Source organism: Streptomyces sp. NPDC002232, assembly GCF_042890295.1.
Taxonomy (GTDB): domain Bacteria; phylum Actinomycetota; class Actinomycetes; order Streptomycetales; family Streptomycetaceae; genus Streptomyces.
On record NZ_JBIARV010000001.1, the window covers coordinates 59,811 to 82,146 of the forward strand.

Annotated in this window: 18 protein-coding genes; 5 read left to right on the forward strand and 13 right to left on the reverse strand. The window is 72.7% G+C overall.

What is annotated here, in order from left to right:
• Positions 1-13 precede the first annotated feature (13 nt).
• Both ACFYXU_RS00240 and ACFYXU_RS00245 read right to left on the reverse strand, forming a co-directional pair.
• Entirely contained in the window at positions 14-1,459 is a 1,446-nt protein-coding gene (locus ACFYXU_RS00240; protein ID WP_389456013.1) for an aldehyde dehydrogenase family protein, read from the reverse strand.
• Positions 1,460-1,607: 148 nt separating this feature from the next.
• Positions 1,608-2,615 (reverse strand): EamA family transporter, encoded by a 1,008-nt coding sequence (locus tag ACFYXU_RS00245; protein ID WP_389456015.1) that lies wholly within the window; start codon positions 2,613-2,615, stop codon positions 1,608-1,610.
• A gap of 152 nt (positions 2,616-2,767) precedes the next feature.
• Here ACFYXU_RS00245 and ACFYXU_RS00250 point away from each other — a divergent pair, with 152 nt between their 5' ends.
• Positions 2,768-2,968, forward strand: coding sequence for a hypothetical protein (locus ACFYXU_RS00250; RefSeq protein ID WP_361396800.1), 201 nt, complete (start codon positions 2,768-2,770; stop codon positions 2,966-2,968).
• A gap of 15 nt (positions 2,969-2,983) precedes the next feature.
• Here the strand turns inward: ACFYXU_RS00250 and ACFYXU_RS00255 are convergent, their stop codons facing one another.
• Together ACFYXU_RS00255 and ACFYXU_RS00260 are read right to left on the reverse strand one after the other, a co-directional pair.
• On the reverse strand, positions 2,984-4,537 hold the full coding sequence (locus ACFYXU_RS00255; RefSeq protein ID WP_376516020.1) for a PucR family transcriptional regulator: 1,554 nt from the start codon (positions 4,535-4,537) through the stop codon (positions 2,984-2,986).
• 390 nt (positions 4,538-4,927) lie between these two features.
• Positions 4,928-7,504 (reverse strand): ATP/GTP-binding protein, encoded by a 2,577-nt coding sequence (locus ACFYXU_RS00260; protein WP_389456017.1) that lies wholly within the window; start codon positions 7,502-7,504, stop codon positions 4,928-4,930.
• A gap of 276 nt (positions 7,505-7,780) precedes the next feature.
• Here ACFYXU_RS00260 and gabT point away from each other — a divergent pair, with 276 nt between their 5' ends.
• Both gabT and ACFYXU_RS00270 read left to right on the forward strand, forming a co-directional pair.
• Positions 7,781-9,115 carry a 4-aminobutyrate--2-oxoglutarate transaminase gene (gene gabT / locus ACFYXU_RS00265; protein WP_329850642.1) on the forward strand — a complete coding sequence of 445 codons (1,335 nt, stop codon included), beginning with the start codon at positions 7,781-7,783 and terminating at the stop codon, positions 9,113-9,115.
• A gap of 380 nt (positions 9,116-9,495) precedes the next feature.
• Positions 9,496-10,038 carry a phosphatase PAP2 family protein gene (locus ACFYXU_RS00270; RefSeq protein ID WP_389456019.1) on the forward strand — a complete coding sequence of 181 codons (543 nt, stop codon included), beginning with the start codon at positions 9,496-9,498 and terminating at the stop codon, positions 10,036-10,038.
• Here ACFYXU_RS00270 and ACFYXU_RS00275 read toward each other — a convergent pair.
• From ACFYXU_RS00275 to ACFYXU_RS00310, 8 genes are all read right to left on the reverse strand, one after another.
• Positions 9,974-11,779: a chitinase gene (locus ACFYXU_RS00275; RefSeq protein ID WP_389408156.1), complete on the reverse strand. Its 1,806-nt coding sequence runs from the start codon at positions 11,777-11,779 to the stop codon at positions 9,974-9,976. The genes ACFYXU_RS00270 and ACFYXU_RS00275 overlap by 65 nt on opposite strands.
• Positions 11,780-11,876: 97 nt before the next feature.
• The gene (locus ACFYXU_RS00280) at positions 11,877-12,356 is read right to left on the reverse strand and encodes a hypothetical protein (RefSeq protein WP_389408155.1); all 480 of its coding nucleotides are present in this window, start codon (positions 12,354-12,356) and stop codon (positions 11,877-11,879) included.
• A gap of 117 nt (positions 12,357-12,473) precedes the next feature.
• A complete protein-coding gene (locus tag ACFYXU_RS00285) occupies positions 12,474-13,892 on the reverse strand; it encodes an NAD(P)/FAD-dependent oxidoreductase (protein ID WP_389408154.1) in 1,419 nt (472 codons plus the stop codon).
• 37 nt (positions 13,893-13,929) lie between these two features.
• Positions 13,930-14,724 carry an ABC transporter permease gene (locus ACFYXU_RS00290; protein WP_376513829.1) on the reverse strand — a complete coding sequence of 265 codons (795 nt, stop codon included), beginning with the start codon at positions 14,722-14,724 and terminating at the stop codon, positions 13,930-13,932.
• Positions 14,724-15,650, reverse strand: coding sequence for an ABC transporter permease (locus tag ACFYXU_RS00295; RefSeq protein ID WP_376513827.1), 927 nt, complete (start codon positions 15,648-15,650; stop codon positions 14,724-14,726). Before ACFYXU_RS00295 ends, ACFYXU_RS00290 begins: the two co-directional genes overlap by 1 nt.
• Positions 15,647-16,816 carry an ABC transporter ATP-binding protein gene (locus tag ACFYXU_RS00300; protein WP_376513825.1) on the reverse strand — a complete coding sequence of 390 codons (1,170 nt, stop codon included), beginning with the start codon at positions 16,814-16,816 and terminating at the stop codon, positions 15,647-15,649. The genes ACFYXU_RS00295 and ACFYXU_RS00300 overlap by 4 nt, the downstream gene beginning before the upstream one ends.
• A 43-nt stretch (positions 16,817-16,859) precedes the next feature.
• Positions 16,860-18,107: a spermidine/putrescine ABC transporter substrate-binding protein gene (locus tag ACFYXU_RS00305; RefSeq protein WP_376513823.1), complete on the reverse strand. Its 1,248-nt coding sequence runs from the start codon at positions 18,105-18,107 to the stop codon at positions 16,860-16,862.
• Positions 18,108-18,156: 49 nt separating this feature from the next.
• A complete protein-coding gene (locus ACFYXU_RS00310; RefSeq protein WP_329850624.1) occupies positions 18,157-19,671 on the reverse strand; it encodes a gamma-aminobutyraldehyde dehydrogenase in 1,515 nt (504 codons plus the stop codon).
• Positions 19,672-19,846: 175 nt separating this feature from the next.
• Here ACFYXU_RS00310 and ACFYXU_RS00315 point away from each other — a divergent pair, with 175 nt between their 5' ends.
• Complete coding sequence (locus ACFYXU_RS00315) at positions 19,847-20,404, forward strand: NADAR family protein (RefSeq protein ID WP_389456022.1); 558 nt, start codon at positions 19,847-19,849, stop codon at positions 20,402-20,404.
• 154 nt (positions 20,405-20,558) lie between these two features.
• Here ACFYXU_RS00315 and ACFYXU_RS00320 read toward each other — a convergent pair whose 3' ends face one another.
• A complete protein-coding gene (locus ACFYXU_RS00320) occupies positions 20,559-21,212 on the reverse strand; it encodes a DUF4190 domain-containing protein (protein ID WP_389456024.1) in 654 nt (217 codons plus the stop codon).
• A gap of 75 nt (positions 21,213-21,287) precedes the next feature.
• On the opposite strand from ACFYXU_RS00320, the gene ACFYXU_RS00325 reads away from it, so the two are divergent.
• Positions 21,288-22,319 carry an adenosine deaminase gene (locus tag ACFYXU_RS00325; protein WP_329850619.1) on the forward strand — a complete coding sequence of 344 codons (1,032 nt, stop codon included), beginning with the start codon at positions 21,288-21,290 and terminating at the stop codon, positions 22,317-22,319.
• Positions 22,320-22,336: the final 17 nt, after the last annotated feature.

A 22,336-nucleotide genomic window follows, 5' to 3' on the forward strand; every position in this document is an offset into this window, starting at 1 on the left:
TGGGGCGTACGCCTTACAGCGCGAGGCCCGTCAGGACGAGCACGCGCTCGTAGGTGTAGTCGTCCATCGCGTACTTCACGCCCTCGCGGCCGACGCCGGAGCGCTTGGCGCCGCCGTACGGCATCTGGTCCGCGCGGTACGAGGGGACGTCGCCGACGATCACGCCGCCGACCTCCAGCGCGCGGTGGGCGCGGAAGGCGGTCTGGAGGTCACGGGTGAAGACGCCGGCCTGGAGGCCGAAGTCCGAGTCGTTGACCGCGGCGAAGGCCTCGGCCTCGCCGTCGACCTTGGTGAGGGTCAGGACCGGGCCGAAGACCTCGGCACGGGCCAGGATGACGTCGGCCGGGAGGTCGGTGAGGACGGTCGGGGCGTAGGTGGCGCCCTCGCGCTTGCCGCCGGCGAGGAGCTTCGCGCCGGCCGCGACGGCCTCGTCGACCCAGGACTCGACGCGCTGGGCCGCGGCCTCGTCGACGAGCGGGCCGACGTCGGTGGCGTCGTCCGCCGGGTCGCCGGTGACCTGCGCCTCGACGGCGGCGACGATCTTCGGCACCAGGCGGTCGTAGACCGAGGCGTCGGCGATCACGCGCTGTACGGAGATGCAGGACTGGCCGCCCTGGTAGTTGGAGAAGGTCGCGATGCGGCTCGCGGCCCAGTCCAGGTCGGCCTCGGAGGACCAGTCGGACAGGACGACGGCCGCGGCGTTGCCGCCGAGCTCCAGGGTGCAGTGCTTGTGCGGCACCGACTCCTGGATGGCGTAGCCGACCTTGTCGGAGCCCGTGAAGGAGATGACCGGGAGGCGCTCGTCCTGGACGAGGGCCGGCATGCGGTCGTTCGGCACGGTCAGGATCGACCAGGAGCCGGCCGGCAGGTCGGTCTCGGCCAGGATCTCGCCCAGGACCAGCGAGGAGATCGGGGTCGAGGGCGCCGGCTTGAGGATGATCGGGGCGCCGACGGCGATGGCCGGGGCGACCTTGTGGGCGCTGAGGTTCAGCGGGAAGTTGAAGGGCGCGATGCCCAGGACGACGCCCTGGGGGATGCGGCGGGTGAGGGCGAGGCGGCCCGCGCCGCCGGCCTCGGTGTCCAGGCGCTGGGCCTCGCCGGCGTTCCAGCGGCGGGCCTCCTCGGCGGCGAAACGGAAGACGGAGACGGCACGGCCGACCTCGCCGCGGGCCCACTTGATGGGCTTGCCGTTCTCGGCGGAGATCAGGAGGGCGATCTCCTCGGTGCGCTCGGCGAGCCGCTTCGACACGTGGTCGAGGGCGGCGGCGCGGACGTGTGCCGGGGTCGCGGCGAACTCGTCGACGACGGCGTGCGCGGCGGCGACGGCCTCTTCGATCTGGGCCTCGGTGGGCACGCTGACCTTGCCGACCAGACGTCCGTCGTACGAGTTCGTGACGTCGAAGGAGGCGTCGCCGGTGGCCTCGCGGCCGGCGAGCCAGAAGGCGTGGGTGGTCGTCATTGCGTCCCGGCCCTTTCCGTTTCGGGGTGCGAGCGATTGCTCTGGTGACACCGTAGGGCCGGGACGGCGGGCCGGGGATTGGCCGGTATGGAGTAGTGGGGGTGGCGGCTCTGTCCGCTTCGGCCGAAGAGCCCGGTCCCGCGAGGGATCACCGCCGTCGCTCGGTCGAGACGATGAGGCAGACGCCGCCGACGACGATCGCGCCGCCGAGGAGGATCGGCCAGGTCAGGGCCTCGTCGAGGACGAGGGCGCCGAGGAGGACGGCGACGACCGGGTTCACGTAGGCGTAGGTGGCGGCGAGGGAGACCGGGGCGGTCTGGAGGAGCCAGGCGTACGCGGTGAAGGCGACGAGCGAGCCGAAGACGACGAGATAGGCGAGGGCCGCCCAGGAGCGGCCGGACACGGCGCTCAGGTCGAGGCCGCGGTGCTCGCCGCGCGCGAGGCCGACGGTGAGCGCGGCGAGTCCGCCGGCCAGCATCTCGTACGCGCTCGCGGTGAAGGGGTTGCGCGGCAGGGGCAGCCGTGCGGAGGAGACGGAGCCGGCGGACCACAGCAGGGCGGCGACGAGGACGAGCAGCACCCCGCCGATCTTCACCTCTCCGCTGAGGCCGGGGACGGTGAGGACGCCGAGGCCCGCGAAACCGAGCAGGACGCCGCCGACGGCGCCGGGTCCGGGGCGGTCGCCGAGGACCGTGCGGAGCAGGACGACCCAGACGGGGACGGCGGCCACGAGGAGCGCGGCGAGGCCGGAGGGTATGGAGGTCTCGGCGAGGACGACGAGGCCGTTGCCGCCGAGGATGAGGAGCAGGCCGACGAGGACGGCGGAGCCGAGCTCCCGGCGGGTGACTTTGAGGGCGGCCGGGCCCTGCCGCCAGGCGACGATCGCGGCGAGGAGCAGTCCCGCGGTGACGAAGCGGGCGCCGCCGGAGAGGAACGGCGGCAGGGTCTCGACGACGATCCGGATCCCGAGGTACGTGGACCCCCACACGACGTACACGATGCCGAGCGCGGCCCAGACGGCCCCGGTGATCCGACGGGCCGGGGCGACGGGTGCGACGAGGGTCGCCGGGGTGGCGGGGATCGCGGGGGCGGCGGTGCGGAGTCCGGGGGCGGCCGGGTGCTTCTCGGGGGCCGGGTCGACGGCAGGGCTTGTCATGAGCAGGAGATTAGGGAGTGCGGCACCGGACGACCAACAGAATTGCCCGAATCCGGGCAGGGTTTGCGGATTTCGGACGGCGACGACGCCCTGGGAAGGTGCCCGGAGGGGTGGGAGGATGGCCGGGACCGTACGACCCCAGGGGGGAATTCATGATCCTTTACGTACTGTTCGGACTCCTGGCGCTCGCCGTCGCCGGCTGCGTCTGCGTGGTGTGGGCGTCCCGCGGCGGCCCCCGCTGGGTGCGGGCCGTGGCCGCGGTGACCCTGCTGGGCGGTGAGCTGATCCGCGACGAGCGACGCCGGAGCAGGCGGCGGGGGAACGGGAACAACTACAGCAGCGGCTCCGACTAGCCCCCGGACCACGCGCTACTCCGCGCCGTCGCCCGTCGCCTTCAGGGCCAGCCACAGCTCCATCCGGACGTCCGGATCGTCCAGGGAGCGGCCGAGGATCTCCTCCACCCGGCGCATCCGGTACCGCAGCGTGTGCCGGTGGACGCCCAGGTCGGCGGCGGCCGCGTCCCACTGGCCGTGCCGGGAGAGCCAGGCCCGCAGCGAGGCCACCAGGTCGCCCCGGCCGGTCGCGTCGTGCTCCCGCAGCGCGCGGAGCATCCCGTCGGCGAAGGCACGGACGGCGTCGTCGGCGAGGAGCGGAAGCACCGAGCCCGCCGCCAGGTCCTCGTGCTCGACGAGCGCCCTGCCCCGGCGCCGGGCGACCGAGAGCGCCTGCTCGGCCTGCTTGTACGCGGCAGCCGCGCCGCTCGGTCCCGCCGGGGCGGAGAGCCCGACGACGACCCCGGCGTCCTCCGCCTCCCGCTCCGCGTAGCCCTCGCAGGCGGCGACGACCGCGCCGCCGTCACCGGCGAGCACGACCAGCCGCCGCGCGTTCTCCGCGACGGACAGCACCGCCTCGCCGGCCCGGGCCGCGGCGGCCTCCAGCGCCTCGGCGAGCACCGGGAGCGGCGGTTCGCCGGACGCTTCCACCCCCGCGGGCTCGGCGACGAGCAGCCGGTAGGGGGCGTCGAGGAGTCCGCCGTACAGGTCCCCGGCCACCGCCCGGGCGTGCTCCGGCTGGCCGGCGAGCATCAGGCGCAGCACCGCGGCGCCGAGGCGCTGCTCGGCGGCCTGGAGCGAGCGGGAACGTTCCGTCGTGAGGGTGAGCAGGGCGATCGCCGAGTGCACGGCGTACCGCTCGGCCGTGCCGAGGGGCGCTCCCGTGCCGACGGCGAGGGCGCCGCGGACCCGGCGGCCGGTGCCCAGCGACTGGAGTTCGACGCGGTCGTCCGTACCGCCGACGACGGCGCTGGCGGGCGCGGGCCGCTCGCGCAGCCGCTCCACGTCGGGGGTGAGGCGGGCCGCCCGGCGGGCCGCCCACTCGGGCGAGGCGGCGACGACCGCGCCGGAGGCGTCGTACAGCGCGGCCCAGCCGTCGACGTGGGCGGCGAGCCGCGCGACGACGGCCTCGGGGCCCTCGGCGAGCGCGGCGCGGGTCAGCTCGCGCTGCGCCTCGAAGCCGGCGGTGACGGCCCGGTACTGGTCGGCGGAGATGGCGGCCGACACGGCCTTGCTGATCGCGAGGAACGGCGTCCGGCGCGGCACTTCGAGCAGCGGGAGGTGCTCCTCGCGGGCCGCTTCGAGCAGGGCGGGCGGGATCTCGTCGTAGTTGACGCCCACGGCGAAGCCGAGCCCGACGACCCCGGCGCCGAGCAGCCGCCGCGCATAGCGGCGCATCGCCTCCAGGTCCTCCGCGTCGAGGGTGAGCGCGGTGGTGAGCAGGAGCTCGCCGCCCTCCATGTACGGGACGGGGTCGGCGAGCTCGCTGACGTGCGCCCAGCGGACGGGGGTGTCGAGGCGGTCCTCACCGGCGCGGACGATGAGCTTGAGGGCGGAGTGCTGCACGAGCGAGGCGAGGGTGGGCGGCATGGGGAGACCGTCGGACCTTTGAGCGAGGACCGCGCGCGGGGGGAGCCGTGCACGGCCGGGGGCGGCGCCGCTCAGCCGAGCGGCGCCCCCGATTGTGCCAGCCCCGCCGGAACCCCGCTCAGCCGCGCGAGCCGTGAGACGGGCGGGGCCGGGCGGGACCGGGGTGCGGGCGGGCCCGCACGACGGGCCCGGGGTCGCCGGACGGCCCGACAGCCGGGCCGTCCGGCGGGGCCGGGGTGCCGGAGTGCCGGGCGTCGGAGTGCCGGGTGCCGGAGTGCCGGGCGCCGGAGTGCCGGGCGCCGGAGTGCCGGGCGCCGGAGTGCCGGGCGTCGGAGTGCCGGGTGCCGGGCCCGCCCGTACGCGGCGGGGCCCGGGTGCCGCCCGGCTCGGTCAGCCGCGCAGGTCGACGAGGACCGGCGGCGTGTGCGTGCCCTGGGCCGTCGTCAGGGACACGACGGCGTGGCCGGGCGGCACGGCGTGCGCCAGCTCGGAGGCGGACCACCGCTCGCGCTCGACCTTCCGGGTCGTGACCGCGTCCGTGGTGACGGCCTTGCCGGTGACCTTCTTGCGCAGGGCGTGGATGAACCGGGTCATCGGCTGGTCGGCGAAGACCGTGTGGTGGGCCACCTCGGTGGTCTCCACCCACTCCTTGCCCCAGGCCTCGGCGAAGCCCCGGCCGTCCCAGGTCGTGATGCCGGAGAGCGCCACCCGGCAGCCGACGGCGCCGAGCAGCGGGCCGTGCAGGGCCTCGGGCACCTCGCCGAGGGTACGGAGCCCCAGGACGACACCCGCGTGGTGCGGGCGCAGCCGCTGGAGCGAGCGGACGGTGCCCGGGGTGAGGGCCCCGGTGGCGTCGTCGAGGACGAGGGCGAGGAAGTGCTCGCGCTGCGCGCCCGTCCTGGCCGCCGCCGTGAACTGGGCGAGGACCAGCCGGACGAGGAGCCGCGAGGCCTCCTCGTGGCCGCGCTCGGGCAGCTTGATCCGCACCCGCAGCGGGTGGTGCGCGACCGACTTCAGCGAGAACGGCCGCACCTCGCTCCCGTCGGCACCGAAGAACTCGGCGAACGCGGGGCGGTCGAGGAGCGACAGGCGGTCCGCGAGGAGCGGCCCCGCGTCGGCCGCGGTGCCGGCCTGCCGGATCCGGGCCTCCAGCTCGCGGCGCATGGCGGCGGCGTCGGCGGGGAGCCGTTCGAGGAGGGCCCGCAGGGTCTCCGGTCCCGCTTCGAGGAGCTCGCGGAGCACCGGCACGGACGGGAAGCGGCCGTGGGCCGCCCGGTAGGGGCCGATGAGCTGGGCGAGGACGGTGGCGGCCCGCCGGGCGTCCAGGTGCTCGACGTCGCCCACCAGGCCCTCCGCGAGCAGCGCGGCGGCCTCGTCGGGGTCGCCGAGCCCGGCGTACAGGTCGAGGTCGTACGGGGAGGCCGGGTCGCCGGGCCGGACCACGACGTCGTAGGCGGCGTCCGGGCCGAGCGGCGCGTCCGCCGTGCCCACGGCGACGACCGCGCAGCCGCCGGTGAGGGCCTGGAGCGTGAGCGACTCGACGACCGGGCCGGTCAGGCGGGTGGTCTTGCCCGCGCCGGAGGGGCCGACGACCAGCAGGGAGGTGGCGAGCGCGGCGGGTTCGAGGGCGAGGCCGACGCCCCGGTAGGCGGCCGGGTTCCGCTCCTCGGCCGCGCAGCGGCCGATCCGGACCTGGCCGAGGAGGAGGTCGTGGGTGGCGGCGCGGCCCGGCAGGTCGCGGTCGCCGGAGGGGTGCGCCCCGGCCGCCGCGCCCTGCCGGAGCACGGTGCCCGCGAAGGAGGCGAGGCCGCCCGCGTGGGTCCGCCCGCGCTCCAGGTCGCGGCGGACCCGGGCGCAGTCCACGTCGTTCATGCGTCCGGCGGACAGCTCGGCGGCGAGCAGGTCCGCCGCCGGGCGTTCCCCGGCCGCCCGCAGCTCGGGCCACTGCGAGAGGGGCACGGGCGCGGCCGGGTCGAGGGGCGGCGGGGTGCCGTCCGCCGGGGCGGCGGCGCGGTCCTTGAGCCATCCTCGGACCAGGGCGGGCCAGCCGCCGAGGCGCGCGAAGGGCCAGAGCACGGCGGCCGTGATCAGCGCGTACAGGGTGTAGACGAGGACGGGCGAGGCGAGGACGTCGTATCCGCCGCCGAGGAGCACCACGAGGGAGAGCAGCGGGCCGACCACCGGCAGGGCGTCCCAGCCGACGCCGGGGAAGGCGTCGGGCCAGACGAACGTCAGGGCGATCAGCGCGGCGGCCGCGGTGGAGGCGGCGCGCACGGTCGGCCGGCGGTCGGCCAGGAGGTGCCGGGCGAGCTCGGCCCAGGCGCCGAGGCGGGCCATCGCGTAGACGAGGACGGCGAAGAAGATCCCGTCGTAGACGACGTGGGCCTCGCCACCGTGCCAGTCACGGGGCGAGGTGCCTCCGGCGTACCACCAGTCCGCGGGTGTGAAGGTGGCGAGCGGGATCCACTGGTAGGGGACCGCGCCGCGGCGCCAGGCCGACCAGAGCAGCAGCCCCACGACGAGCGGGATGAGCAGACCGGCGACGGTGACGGGGGCGAGCTTCCGTGCCTCCCGGGGCGGGGGCGGTGGCACGTGCCGGAAGCGCCAGATCCCCGGCGCGGCCTCGGGCCGGGGGGCGTCGAGCCAGGCGACGACGGGCGGGAGGGCGACCGCGTGCGCGGCGGCGCCGGGCGGGACGGCCCCCGGCGCGGGCGTGCCCGTCGGCCTCGGCGGGACGGTCGGCGGGGCGGGGACGTGCGCGGGGTGCGCGGGCGCTCCGGGGTGCGCGGAGGCTCCGGGATGCGCGGAGGCTCCGGGATGCGCGGGCTCCTGGTCGGCGCCCCGCCGGTCGTGAGACTCGGGGTCGGCGCCCCGCAGCTCAGGGGACGTGGTGCGGGGTGGTGACGACGGGCGGGGGACCGCGCCGCCCCTGGTGTCGCGTGACTCGTACGTGCCGTCGGTCTCCATGAACCCCTGCCCCCTGACCAGCCAGGTCGCCGCGTCTGTGCCACCGTCAATCTAGTGGGCCCGGAGCCGACGGGAGGGGATTCGACCACCCGTGCGGCCGAACCGCCTCCCGGGCCTCCGGAGCCGGTCCCCGCCGCGGGGCGGAGCCCTCATGTCCATCCCGGACAACGACACACCCGCCACCACTCCCGATCGGCGCATGCCCCCGCCCCTCCCCCGCGCCTAGCCTGCGGAGGAAACCCGCAAGTGCGTCCAGAACACCCCCAGGAGCCCCGCATGAACGCTGTCCCGCAGGAGCGGCGCGTCGTCACCGCCATCCCCGGTCCGAAGTCGCAGGAGCTTCAGGCCCGCCGCCTCGACACGGTCGCCGGTGGCGTCGGCTCCACGCTGCCCGTCTTCACCGCGCGGGCCGGGGGCGGCATCATCGAGGACGTCGACGGCAACCGCCTGATCGACTTCGGCTCCGGCATCGCCGTGACCTCGGTCGGCGCGTCCGCCGAGGCCGTCGTGCGCCGCGCGGCCGCGCAGCTCCAGGACTTCACCCACACCTGTTTCATGGTGACGCCGTACGAGGGTTACGTGGAGGTCTGCGAGGCGCTCGCCGAGCTGACCCCGGGCGACCACGCCAAGAAGTCCGCGCTGTTCAACTCCGGCGCCGAGGCCGTCGAGAACGCGGTGAAGATCGCCCGCTCGTACACCAAGCGCCAGGCCGTCGTCGTCTTCGACCACGGCTACCACGGCCGTACGAACCTGACCATGGGCATGACGGCGAAGAACATGCCGTACAAGCAGGGCTTCGGTCCGTTCGCCCCCGAGGTCTACCGCGTGCCGGTGGCCTACGGCTACCGCTGGCCCACCGGTGCCGAGAACTGCGGCCCCGAGGCCGCCGCCCAGGCGATCGACAACATCACCAAGCAGATCGGCGCCGAGAACGTCGCCGCGATCGTCATCGAGCCGGTCCTCGGCGAGGGCGGCTTCATCGAGCCGGCCAAGGGCTTCCTGCCGGCGATCGTGAAGTTCGCCAACGACAACGGCATCGTCTTCGTCGCGGACGAGATCCAGGCCGGCTTCTGCCGCACCGGCCAGTGGTTCGCCTGTGAGGACGAGGGCATCGTCCCGGACCTCATCACCACCGCCAAGGGCATCGCGGGCGGTCTGCCGCTCGCCGCCGTCACCGGCCGCGCCGAGATCATGGACTCCGTCCACGGCGGCGGCCTCGGCGGCACCTACGGCGGCAACCCGGTGGCCTGCGCCGGTGCGCTCGGCGCCATCGAGACGATGAAGGAGCTCGACCTCAACGGCAAGGCCAAGCGCATCGAGGAGGTCATGAAGGCCCGCCTCACCGCCATGCAGGAGAAGTTCCCGGTCATCGGCGACATCCGCGGCCGCGGCGCCATGATCGCCATCGAGCTGGTGAAGGACCCGGAGACCAAGGCGCCGCACGCCGAGGCCGCCGCCGCGCTCGCCAAGTACTGCCACAACGAGGGCGTGCTCGTCCTCACCTGCGGCACCTACGGCAACGTCCTGCGCTTCCTCCCGCCGCTGGTCATCGGCGAGGACCTGCTGAACGAGGGTCTGGACGTCATCGAGGCCGCGCTCGCGCAGCTCTGACCCGGTCACGGGCGGACCGGATCACCCGGTCCGCCCGCGCGTCGGATCACCGGTCGGACCGTCGATCTGACACTCCGTGTGAAGACTCTGTGGGGGGCCGATGGTGGGATACGTTTCCCGCTGTCGGCCCTCCTTTTCGTGACGTACGGTTTCCGCAGATGAGAGAAGCACCCCGGGCGGAGCCTCCCCAGCCCCGTCCACACCGTGCCTTCGTGCACACCACCGGGACTTCGCGCCCCGGACCTCCTCACCGATCGGATGGCCGCACGCCCCACACCCCCCGGGGCGCGCGGCAGCCCGGTCCCCTCGGCCGCCCTGGAACCACCCCCCCTGTTCCAGGGCGGCCGGCTCTCTTCTCGGCGCTCGTCGCCCTCGCCGTCGTGACCTGGCAGGTGCTCGTCCACGGCCCCTTGGCCAGGCTCGACGAGCGGGTGTCCCGGTCCCTGGTGGACTCGGTCCCCCGGCCCCTGAGCGAACTCGCCTCCGACCTCGGCAACATGACGGTCGCCCTCCCGGTGCTCGCCTGCGCGATGGCGTACGCGGTGTGGCGCGGGCGCCGCGCCGCCGCGCTGCACGCGGGCCTGGCCATGGCCGCCGTCCCCCTCCTGGTGGTGCCGCTGAAGGAGTGGACCGCCCGCCCGGGCCCGCTGGAGCCCTGGGCCCAGGGCTACTACCCCTCGGGCCACACGGCGACGGCGGCGGTCGCGTACTTCGGTGCGGCGTTCCTGGTCTCGAACCGGCTGGTCCCCGTCGCCGCCGTGCTGACGGCGGTGACGGGGACCGGGCTGATGCTGCGGGGCTTCCACTGGCCGCTGGACGTGTTCGCCAGTCTCTGCCTCTCGCTGGTCGTGCTGGGCGTCAGCTCCAGTTGTACGCGTCGAAGTTCTGCGAAAACTGCCACTGGTTGTAGCGGTCCCAGTTGATCGACCAGGTCATCAGGCCGCGCAGGGACGGCCACGTGCCGTGGGTCTGGTAGCTGCCGCAGTTCGTCTTCTTCGTGAGGCAGTCCAGGGCCTTGTTCACCTCGGCCGGGGCGGTGTGGCCGTTGCCCGCCTGGGTGGAGGCGGGGAGGCCGATGGCGACCTGCTCGGGGCGGAGGGCCGGGAAGAAGCGGTCGGTGTTGCCGGCGACCGGGAAGCCCGTGAGGAGCATGTCGGTCATGGCGATGTGGAAGTCGGCTCCGCCCATCGAGTGGTACTGGTTGTCGAGGCCCATGATGGAGCCCGAGTTGTAGTCCTGGACGTGGAGCAGGGTCAGGTCGTCCCGCAGGGCGTGGATGACCGGCAGGTAGGCGCCGGCGCGCGGGTCCTGGCCGCCCCAGGGGCCGGAGCCGTAGTACTGGTAGCCGAGCTGGACGAAGAAGGTCTCCGGGGCCATCGTCAGGACGAACTTCGCCCCGTACTTGGCCTTGAGGGTCTTCACCGCCTGGATCAGGTTCACGATGACCGGGCTGGTCGGGTTCCGGAAGTCGGTGTCACCGGTCTGGAGCGAGAGCGAGTGGCCCTCGAAGTCGATGTCGAGGCCGTCGAGGCCGTACTCGTCGATGATCTTCGAGACGGAGGAGACGAAGGTGTCGCGGGCCGCGGTGGTGGCGAGCTGCACCTGGCCGTTCTGGCCGCCGATGGAGATGAGGACCTTCTTGCCCGCGGCCTGCTTGGCCTTGATCGCGGCCTTGAAGTCGGCGGGGGACTCGACGCCGGGGCACTCGGTCGCCGGGCAGAGGCTGAAGCGGATGTCCCCGGAGGTCACCGAGGTCGGTTCGCCGAAGGCGAGGTTGATGACGTCCCAGGAGTCCGGGACGTCGGCCATGCGCGTGTAGCCGGAGCCGTTGGCGAAGCTCGCGTGCAGGTAGCCGACGAGGGCGTGCGCGGGAAGGCCGACACCGCCGCCTCCGCCGCCGCCGGACGTGGTGGTCGCGGTGACCGCGGCGGACTTCGGGGACTCGCCCGCGCTGTTCACGGCCGTGACCTGGAAGGTGTACGGGGTGGAGGCGGTGAGGCCGGAGACGGTGGCCGAGGGGGCGGTGACCGTCTGGACCTTGGTGGTGCCCCGGTAGACGTTGTACGACGTGGCGCCGGAGACCGCCGTCCAGGTGAGCGGCACCGTGGTGGAGGTCGGGGAGCCGGCCGCGAGGCCCGCGGGGGCGGCCGGGAGCTGCACCGGGTCGCCGCCGGGGCCGTACAGGGAGAGGTCGTCGGCCTGGTAGGCGGGGGTGCCGTACCAACCGTGGGTGTAGATCGTGACCGAGGTGGTCGAGGCGCCCGTGGTGAACGAGGTGGTGAGCTTCTGCCAGTCGGGGGCGGAGCCCGTCCAGGTGGAGACGTCGGTGGTGCCGGTGCCGGAGGCACCGAGGTAGACGTAGCTGCCGCGCACCCAGCCGCTGAGCGTGTAGCTGGAGTTCGGCTTCACCGTCACGGTCTGGGAGCACTTGGCGTTGTCGCTGCCGGCCGGGGTGGCCTGGAGCGCCTTCGTCCCGCCGTGCACGGGTGACGGGACGACGGCGCCGCTGCCCGCCGTGCAGGTCCAGCCGTCGAGGCCGGCCTCGAAGCCGCCGTTGCGGGCGAGTTCGGTGTCGGCGGCCTGGGCCGCCGGGGTGAGTGCGAGGAGCCCGCCGGCGGCGAGGGAACCCGCCAACAGCAGGGTGAGGGGTCTGGTGCGGTCCACAACTGCCTCCGGGGGTGGGGGAATCGAGGTGGAGCGCGCCACAGCATGGTCCAGACCAATCGAGTGGTCAAGACCTCTGTCCGGTCCGGAGCGCCGGTCAGGTCCCGCTCGGCCCCCTCCCCTCCCCGGCCAGCCCGCCCGCGGCCTCGTGCATCGCCCTCTCCAGGAGGGCGGCGTCGGTGAGGGTGCCCAGGCCGTCCGGCGCCACCAGCCAGCGCGCGGCGCCGGTCGCCCGCCCCGGGTACGGGACGACGATCCAGGTGCCGTCGCCCGCGCCGCGCACCCCGGTGCCGAGCCACCCGGCGGCGGTCCCGGGCGGCACGAAGAAGCCGGTCCGGGCGTCGCCGAAGCCGGACAGGACCGGGCCCGGCCGGTCCACCAGGCGGGTCAGCACGTCGAGCGTGGGACGCCCGAGCTCCCCGGGCAGGATCAGGACGTCCCAGCGCCGGCCGGCGGGCAGCAGCGCGACCCCGTGCGGGTTGCGCTCCCACTCCCACCGGCAGGCCTCGGGATCCGGTGCGACCGCGGCCAGCCATTCCACCGCGGCCCTGACGCCAGAAGCCCCCGTACCGGTCATCGTGACGATCTCCTCTCCGTGTGGACTCGGTGTCCACCCGGAGAGAGCGGGTACGGGGGCTTCTCTTACGCGGCTTCGACTACGCGCCGGTCGTGATCTGCGTCACATGCTCCGGCGTCAGCTGTCGAAGCCGAGGCCGAGCCGGTCCATGGCCTTCAGCCACAGGTTGCGCCGTCCGCCGTTCTCGTCGGCGCGGGCGAGCGACCACTTGGTGATGCCGATGCCGGCCCAGGCGACCGGCTCGGGCGGGAAGGGCAGCGGCTTGGAGCGGACCATCTCCAGGTCGGTGCGCTCGGTGCGCTCCCCCGCGAGCAGGTCGAGCATCACGTCGCCGCCGAAGCGGGTGGCGCCGACGCCGAGGCCGGTGAAGCCGGCCGCGTACGCCACCTTGCCCTGGTGCGCCGTGCCGAAGAAGGCCGAGAAGCGCGAGCAGGTGTCGATCGCGCCGCCCCAGGCGTGGCTGAAGCGGAGCCCCTCCAGCTGCGGGAAGCAGCGGAAGAAGTGCTCGGCGAGCTTGAGGTACGTCTCCGGGCGGTGGTCCATCTCGGCGCTGACCTTGCCGCCGAAGGGGTAGATCGCGTCGTAGCCGCCCCACAGGATCCGGTGGTCGGCGGTGATCCGGAAGTAGTGGAACTGGTTCGCGGAGTCGCCGAGGCCCTGCCGGTTCTTCCAGCCGATCGAGGCGAGCTGCTCCGGGCTGAGCGGCTCGGTCATCAGGGCGTAGTCGTAGACCGGGACGGTGTACGCCCGGACGCGCTTGACCAGCGACGGGAAGACGTTGGTGCCGAGCGCGACCCGGCCGGCGACGATCCTGCCGTACGGCGTGCGGACGCCCATCCCGGCGCCGACCCGGACCAGCTGCGTGCCGGGGGTGTTCTCGTAGATCCGGACGCCGAGGTCGAGGCAGGCCCGCTTCAGGCCCCAGGCCAGCTTCGCCGGGTGGAGCATGGCGACGCCGCGCTTGTCCCACATGCCGCCGAGGAAGGTGGGCGAGTCGACCTCGGCCCGCACGGCGTCCCGGTCGAGGAGCTCGACGCCGTCCGCGAGCCCGAGCCGGTCCAGCTCGCCGTACACCTCGGCCAGTTCCTCGACCTGGTACGGCTCGGTGGCGACGTCGATCTCGCCGGTGCGCTCGAACTCGCAGTCCAGCCCGTAGCGGGCGACGGTCTCCTCGATGGCGTCGAGGTTCCGCTCGCCGAGCTCCTCCAGCTTCGGCAGCTCGCCCGGCCAGCGGGCGAGGCCGTTGCCGAAGCCGTGCGTGAGGGAGGCCGCGCAGAAGCCACCGTTGCGGCCCGAGGCGGCCCAGCCCACCTCGCGCCCCTCGATCAGGACGACGTCCGTGGAGGGATCGCGCTCCTTGGCGAGGAGCGCGGTCCACAGTCCGCTGTAACCGCCGCCGACGACGAGGAGGTCGCAGGTCTCGGTGCCGGTGAGGGCGGGCAGGGCGCCGGGCTTGCCGGGGTCTTCCAGCCAGAAGGGGACGGGCTGGGCGTCGGAGAGAGATTGTGCAGCGAGACGCATGGCGACTGGGGCCATGGTTTCCAACTCCTTCGGTGCCTGAGACGGCTCTCGCTCAGGCTGTTGCTGTTTTCTTGCGCCGGTTCGTAATGATTTGCCCGGCTACGACCACCAGTACCGCGAGGACGAACATCGCGGTGCCGATGACATTGATCTGAACGGGGGTTCCTCGCTGCGCCGAGCCCCAGACGAACATGGGGAAGGTGACGGTGGAGCCCGCGTTGAAGTTGGTGATGATGAAGTCGTCGAACGAGAGCGCGAAGGCGAGCAGCGCGCCGGCGGCGATGCCGGGTGCGGCAATCGGCAGGGTGACGCGCAGGAAGGTCTGCGCCGGCCCCGCGTAGAGGTCGCGCGCGGCCTCCTCCAGACGGGGGTCCATGGACATGACCCGGGCCTTGACCGCCGTCACGACGAACGACAGGCAGAACATGATGTGGGCGATCAGGACCGTCCAGAAGCCCAGCTCGATGCCCATGTTGAGGAAGAGCGTGAGCAGCGAGGCGGCCATGACGACCTCGGGCATCGCCATCGGCAGGAAGATCAGCGAGTTGATCGCGCCGCGCGCCCGGAAGCGGTAGCGGACCAGGGCGAAGGCGATCATCGTGCCGAGGACGACCGCGCCGACGGTCGCCCAGGCGGCCAGCTGGAGGGAGAGGGAGAGCGACTCGCACATGTCGGCGACGCCGCAGGGGTCCTTCCAGGCGTCGAGCGAGAACTCCTGCCAGGAGTAGTTGAAGCGCCCCTTCGGCTTGTTGAAGGAGAACGCCATCACCACGAGGTTCGGCAGGATCATGTACGCGAGCGTCAGCAGGCCCGCGATGACGACCAGGTGGCGTCGTATCCAGCGCATCAGACCAGGTCCTCCGTTCCGGCGCGGCGGATGTAGACGGTGACCATGCCCAGCACGATCGCCATGAGGATGAAGGACAGCGCGGCCGCCGTCGGGTAGTCGAGGACCCGCAGGAACTGCGACTGGATGACGTTGCCGACCATCTTGGTGTCGGTCGAGCCGAGGAGCTCGGCGTTGACGTAGTCGCCGCTCGCCGGGATGAAGGTGAGCAGGGTGCCGGAGACGACGCCGGGCATCGACAGCGGGAAGGTCACCTTGCGGAAGGTGGTGGCCGGGGAGGCGTACAGGTCCTGCGCGGCCTCGTGCAGCCGGCCGTCGATCCGCTCCAGGGAGGTGTAGAGGGGCAGGATCATGAAGGGCAGGAAGTTGTACGTGAGACCGCAGACCACCGCCATCGGGGTGGCGAGGACGCGGTCGCCCTCGGTCCAGCCGAGCCAGCCGGTGACGTCCAGGAAGTGGAGGGCGTTGAGCGCCTCGACCACGACGCTGTCGTCGGCCAGGATCGTCTTCCACGCGAGCGTGCGGATGAGGAAGCTGGTGAAGAAGGGCGCGATGACGAGGACGAGGAGCAGGTTCCGCCAGCGGCCGGCCTTGAAGGCGATCAGGTACGCCAGCGGGTAGCCGAGCAGGAGGCAGAGGACGGTCGCGGTACCGGCGTAGAGCAGGGAGCGGACGAACTGCGGCCAGTACTCCTGGAAGGCGTCCCAGTAGGTCTGGAAGTGCCAGGTGACCTCGAAGCCCTGCTCCAGGGAGCCGGTCTGCACCGAGGTGGAGGCCTGGTAGACCAGCGGCAGGGCGAAGAAGACGACCAGCCAGACGATGCCGGGCAGCAGCAGCCAGTACGGGACGAGCCGCTTGCGCGCGGAGGGCTTGCGCGGGACCGGTTCCTCCGTCGGAGGAGCGGCCTTCTCCAGGGTGGTCGTCACGAGGCGTCCTCCACGGTCTCGACGCCCGCGTCGATGTCCTGGGCGGCGTCGAGGCCGAAGGTGTGGGCCGGGTTCCAGTGCAGGACGACCTGGGCACCGGGGACGAGCCGGGTGTCCCGTTCGACGTTCTGCTCGTAGACCTGGAGCTCGGCGCCCGCCGGTGAGTTCACCACGTACTGGGTGGAGACGCCGATGAAGCTGGAGTCGACGATCCGGCCGGTCACGCGGTTGCGGCCGTCGGCTATGGAGCCCGCGTCGTCGGCGTGCGCGAGCGAGATCTTCTCGGGGCGGACGCCCACGAGCACCGTGCCGCCCTGGCGGGCGGCGGAGGTACAGCGCTCGCCGGGCACCCGGAGCTTGCCGCCGCCGGCCGTGACGACGACGTCGGCGCCGGTCTCGACGACCTCGGCCTCGATCAGGTTCGAGGTGCCGAGGAAGTTGGCGACGAAGGTGGTCTGCGGGTTCTCGTACAGGTCGGCGGGGGCGCCGAGCTGCTCGACCCGGCCGCCGTTCATCACCGCGACCTGGTCGGCCATGGTCATGGCCTCCTCCTGGTCGTGGGTGACGTGCACGAAGGTGATGCCGACCTCGGTCTGGATCCGCTTGAGCTCCAGCTGCATCTGGCGGCGCAGCTTGAGGTCGAGGGCGCCGAGCGGCTCGTCGAGGAGGAGCACCTGCGGGTGGTTGATGAGCGCGCGGGCCACGGCGACGCGCTGCTGCTGGCCGCCGGAGAGCTGGTGGGGCTTGTGGTGGGCCTTGTCGCCGAGCTGGACGAGCTCCAGCATGTCGTCGACCTGCTTCTTCACCGACTTGATGCCGCGGCGGCGCAGGCCGAAGGCGATGTTCTCGGTGATGTCCATGTGCGGGAAGAGCGCGTAGGACTGGAAGACGGTGTTGACCGGCCGCTTGTACGGCGGGAGGTCGGTGACGTCCTTGTCGCCGAGGAAGACGGTGCCGGTGCTCGGGTCCTCCAGGCCGGCGATCATGCGCAGCGTGGTGGTCTTGCCGCAGCCGGAGGCGCCGAGCAGGGCGAAGAAGGAGCCCTGCGGGACGGTCAGGTCCAGCGGGTGGACGGCGGTGAAGGAGCCGTACGACTTGCTGATCCCGGTGAGACGGACGTCGCCGCCGCCAGTGTTCTTGCCGGTGTGAGCAGTCTTGTCAGTCATGGGTTGTGGTCCCGGGGAGTGAGAGAGGTGGACGAGGCCGGACTCAGGCGCCGATGAGCTTGGCGAACTTCTCCTCGTACGCCGTCTCCTCCGCGCTGGTGAGGGAGCGGAAGGCGTGCGACTTCTTGGCCATGGCCTTGTCCGGGAGGATCAGCGTGTTGTTCGCGAGCTCGGGGTCGATCTTGGCGAGCTCGTCCTTCACCCCGTCGACGGGGCACACGTAGTTGATGTACGCGGCGAGCTGGGCGGCGACGGGAAGCTCGTAGTAGTAGTCGATGAGCTTCTCGGCGTTCGCCTTGTGCCGGGACTGCGCGGGGACGAGCAGGTTGTCGCTGGAGGTGATGTATCCGGCGGACGGTATGGAGTACTTGATGTCCGGGTTGTCGGCCTGGAGCTGGATGATGTCGCCGGCCCAGGCGAGGCAGGCCGCGATGTCGCCCTTGTCCAGGTCCGAGGTGTAGTCGTTGCCCGTGAAGCGACGTATCTGCTTGGTGTCGACGCCCTTCTGGAGGCGCCCGACCGCCGCGTCGAAGTCGGCGTCCGTGAACTTCTCCGGGTCCTTGCCGAGGTCGAGCAGGGTCATGCCGACGGAGTCGCGCATCTCGGTGAGGAAGCCGACCCGGCCCTTGAGCGAGGGGTCGTCGAGGAGCTGGGTGACCGAGTCGACCTTCTTGCCGCCGGTCGCCTTGGAGTTGTAGGCGATGACGGTGGAGATGCCCGTCCACGGGTACGAGTAGGAGCGGCCCGGGTCCCAGTCGGGGCGGCGGAACTGCGCCGACAGGTTCGCGTACGCGTTGGGCAGGTGGGCCGGGTCGAGCCGCTGCGCCCAGCCGAGCCGGATGATGCGGGCCGCGAGCCAGTCGGTGACGCATATCAGGTCGCGGCCGGTGTCCTGGCCGGCCGCGAGCTGCGGTTTGATCTTGCCGAAGAACTCGACGTTGTCGTTGATGTCCTCGGTGTACTTGACCTTGATCCCGGTGCGCTTCGCGAACGCCTCCAGGGTCGGGCGGGACTTCTCGTCCTCGCTGACGTCCATGTACTCGGTCCAGTTGGAGAAGGCGACGGTCTTCTCCCGGGCCGAGTCGTCGGTGGAGGCGGGGCCCTGGCCCTCCCGCTTGGCCGGCGGGATGCCGCAGGCGCTCAGGCCGGCGAGGCCGCCGACCGTGAGCGCGCCGACGCCTCCCGCACGCAGCATCGAACGGCGGCTGAGCGCGCCCCGGCCGCTCGTCATGCTGCGCCGTATCGCCGCCAGCTGCGCGGCCGACAGGCTCTCGGGCTCGTACTGCTCCATGCGCTGTGCCCTTTCGGGATGGGTGGGCCGCCGGTCGGGCGGCGAGGTGCTATCGGTCCCCGAAGATCGTGCGGTGCCAGTCCTTGGCCGCCGCCGCTGTGTTGTCGAACATCACGTGCTTGACCTGCGTGTACTCCTCGAAGGAGTACGCCGACATGTCCTTTCCGTAGCCGGAGGCCTTGGTGCCGCCGTGGGGCATCTCGCTGATGATCGGGATGTGGTCGTTGACCCACACGCATCCCGCCTTGATCTCCCGCGTGGCACGGTTGGCCCGGTAGACGTCACGGCTCCACGCGGAGGCCGCGAGGCCGTACGGGGTGTCGTTGGCGAGCCGGATGCCCTCGTCGTCGCTGTCGAAGGGCAGGGCCACCAGGACCGGACCGAAGATCTCCGACTGCACGACCTCGCTGTCCTGTGCGGCGCCGGTGATCAGGGTGGGTCGGTAGTATGCGCCGTTCTTGAGCTCTCCACCAGGGGCTTCGCCTCCGGTGACGACGGTGGCGTAGCCGCGGGCGCGCTCGACGAAGCCGGCGACGCTGTCGCGGTGGCGGTGGCTGACGAGCGGTCCGAGGTCGGTGCCGGGGGCGAAGGGGTCGCCGACGCGGACGCCCTCCATGAGCTCCGCGACCCGGGCGACGAAGGCGTCGAAGAGCGGGCGCTGGACGTAGGCGCGCGTGGCGGCGGTGCAGTCCTGGCCGCTGTTGATGAGGGAGGCGGCGACGGCGCCGTGGGCGGCGGCCTCCAGGTCGGCGTCGTCGAAGACGAGGAACGGGGCCTTGCCGCCCAGTTCCAGGTGGAGCCGCTTCACGGTGGCGGTGGCGACCTCGGCGACCCGCTTGCCGACCGGGGTGGAGCCGGTGAAGGAGGTCATGACGACGTCGGGGTGGCCGACGAGGTGCTCGCCGACGACCCGTCCGGAGCCGCTGACGATGTTGATCACACCGTCCGGGATTCCGGCCTCCTTCGCCGCCTGGGCGAACATGATCGAGGTGAGCGGGGTCAGCTCGGCCGGCTTCAGGACGATGGTGTTGCCCGCGGCGATGGCCGGCAGGATCTTCCAGGCGGCCATCTGGAGGGGGTAGTTCCAGGGCGCGATGGAGCCGACGACGCCGAGGGGCTCGCGCCGGATGTAGGAGGTGTGGTCGCCGGAGTACTCGGCGGCCGACTGGCCCTGGAGGTGGCGGGCGGCGCCCGCGAAGAACGCCGCGTTGTCGATCGTGCCCGGCACGTCGAACTCGGTGGTGAGCTTGAGGGGCTTGCCGCACTGGAGCGACTCGACCCGGGCGATCTCCTCGGCCCGGTCGGCGAGCACGCCCGCGAGGCGGTGCAGCGCGTCGGAGCGCTCGCCCGGGGTGGCCCCCGCCCAGGCGGGGAAGGCGGCCTTGGCCGCGGCGACGGCCTCGTCCACGTCGGCGGTGGAGGCGAGCGCGTACGTGTAGACGCTCTCCCCCGTCGCCGGGTCGATCACGCTGTGTTCCTGACCCGAGGTTCCGGCGCGGAGCCTTCCGCCGATGTACTGCGCGCCGTCCGCGAAGCGGTCCGTCACCTGGAAGCGGTTGCTCATGACGCTCTCCGTTGTCCCAGCTCGAATTGAGTGCCGATCCTGGCATGGGGATAGTGGTCCAACAAGTGATTCCGTTGTTGCCTTTTGGTTACGCGACGGATTCGGTCGACCATGTGTCGAGGCGGCCGGAAAATCTCCGTACGGAGTGTCCGTGGCGAATGCCAGACTCGCATGTATGACCAAGATCGAAGAGCTGACACAGCAGGTCACCAGGGGTGACCGGGTGAAGTGGCTGCATTTCTGGGGCCACCGTCCGCACCCCGACGGCCGCCTTTCGGCGAGCTGCCTGAGCCAGTGGTGGCCGTCCCCCTTCGTGGTCGACGGGGTCGCCTACGCGACCGCCGAGCACTGGATGATGGCGGCGAAGGCCCGCCTCTTCGGGGACGCCGACGCCGAGCGGGCCGCGCTGACCGCCCGCACCCCCGCGGAGGCCAAGAACGCGGGCCGGCTGGTGCGGGACTTCGACGGCGCCGTCTGGGAGCGCGAGCGCTTCGGGATCGTCGTCGAGGGCAGCGTCCACAAGTTCTCCTCGGACGAGGCCCTGCGCGCCTACCTGCTGGGCACCGGCGAGCGCGTCCTGGTGGAGGCCAGCCCGCTGGACCGGATCTGGGGCATCGGCCTCGCCGCGGACGCCCCCGGCGCCCAGGACCCGGCACGCTGGCGCGGGCTCAACCTGCTGGGGTTCGCGCTGATGGAGGCGCGCGAGAGGCTGCGGGCGACTGCGGGCACATGAGAGAGGGGCGCGTGCCTCCGCCGGCGCCTTGTGAGAGAGGCGCGCGAGAGGCTGCGGGCCTCCGTCGTCGGGTGAGAGGGGTGCGCGCGACCGCCGTCGCATGCGAGAGGGGCCCCGCACCGACCGGTGCGGGGCCCCTCTCGTATGGGTGCGCTCAGTGGGCGTCGCCCTCGATCTGGAGGACCGAGCCGAACGGGTCGTCGCTCCCGGAGTCCTCGAAGGTCGAGGGGTCCTGGGCGACCGCCCAGATGACGAAGCCCAGGAAGACGGCGCTCACCAGCACGCCGATCGAGCCGAGCACGATGCCCGCGATCGCCATGCCCCGGTTCGTCGCCTCGCCCCGCCCGGCCTTCTTCAGGCCGATGACGCCGAAGATCAGCGCCAGGACGCCGAGGATCACGCCCAGGCCGTAGAGGCAGAAGCCCGCGACGGCGATGATGCCGAGCACCATCGCGGCCGTCCCCATGCCGTTGGACGGGGCCTGCTGCCAGCCGGGCTGGCCGTATCCCGAGCCGTACCCGGCGGGGTAGCCGTATCCCGGCGAGGCCGGGGCCGGCGTCGGGGCCGACGGGTAGCCGTAGCCGCCGGACGTGTCCGCCGGATAGCCGTACCCGGGCGTGGCCGCCGGGCCGCCCGGGGCGACCGGGGGCGGCGGGACCTCCCCGGTCGGGAAGGCCGTCATGGTCGGCTGGTCGTGCACCGGCGACGGCGTGGACGGCTTGCTCAGTTCCACCCCGTCGCGGTTCGGCGGAGCCCACGGGTCGGTCGGGTCGTACCCGCCCCGCGACTGGTCTCGATTGTCAGACATGGGCCTCCCCCATCGTGGTCACGCCATGTTACGACCTCACCCGTGAGGGGGACCCGCCCGGCCTACGATGACCCGATGACCGATCTCCACCCTTTCATCGCCGGCCTTCCCAAGGCGGAGCTGCACGTCCACCACGTGGGCTCCGCCTCGCCCCGGATCGTCGCCGAGCTCGCGGCCCGGCACCCCGACTCAAAGGTCCCCACGGACCCCGAGGCGCTCACCGACTACTTCACCTTCACGGACTTCGCCCACTTCATCGACGTCTACCTGTCGGTCGTCGACCTGGTCCGCACCCCCGAGGACGTCCGGCTGCTGACCTTCGAGGTCGCCCGGGACATGGCCCGGCAGAACATCCGGTACGCCGAGCTGACCATCACGCCGTACTCCTCCACCCGCCGCGGCATCGACGAGCACGCCTTCATGGCCGCCATCGAGGACGCCCGCAAGGCCGCCGAGACCGAGTTCGGCACGATCCTGCGCTGGTGCTTCGACATCCCCGGCGAGGCCGGCCTCGTCTCCGCCGAGGAGACCGCGCGGCTCGCCACCACCGACGGGCTGCGCCCGGAGGGCCTGGTCTCCTTCGGCCTCGGCGGCCCGGAGATCGGTGTGCCGCGCCCGCAGTTCAAGCCGTACTTCGACCTGGCCCGGGCGGCCGGTCTGCGCTCCGTCCCGCACGCGGGCGAGACGACCGGCCCGGAGACCGTCTGGGACGCGATCCGCGAGCTGGGCGCCGAGCGCATCGGCCACGGCACCAGCTCCGTCCGGGACCCGGAGCTCCTCGCGCACCTCGCCGAGCACCGGATCGCCCTGGAGGTCTGCCCGACCTCGAACATCGCGACCCGGGCCGTCGCCACCCTGGAGGAGCACCCGATCCGGCAGATGGTCGACGCCGGGGTCCTCGTCACGATCAACTCCGACGACCCGCCGATGTTCGGCACGGACCTCAACAACGAGTACGCCGTCGCCGCCCGTCTCCTCGGCCTCGACGAGCGCGGTGTCGCCGCCCTCGCCAAGAACGCGGTGGAGGCCTCCTTCCTCGACGCGGCCGGCAAGGCCAGGATCGCCGCCGAGATCGACACGTACACGAACGGCTGGCTCGCGCGCTGACGCCGACGAGAATGGGG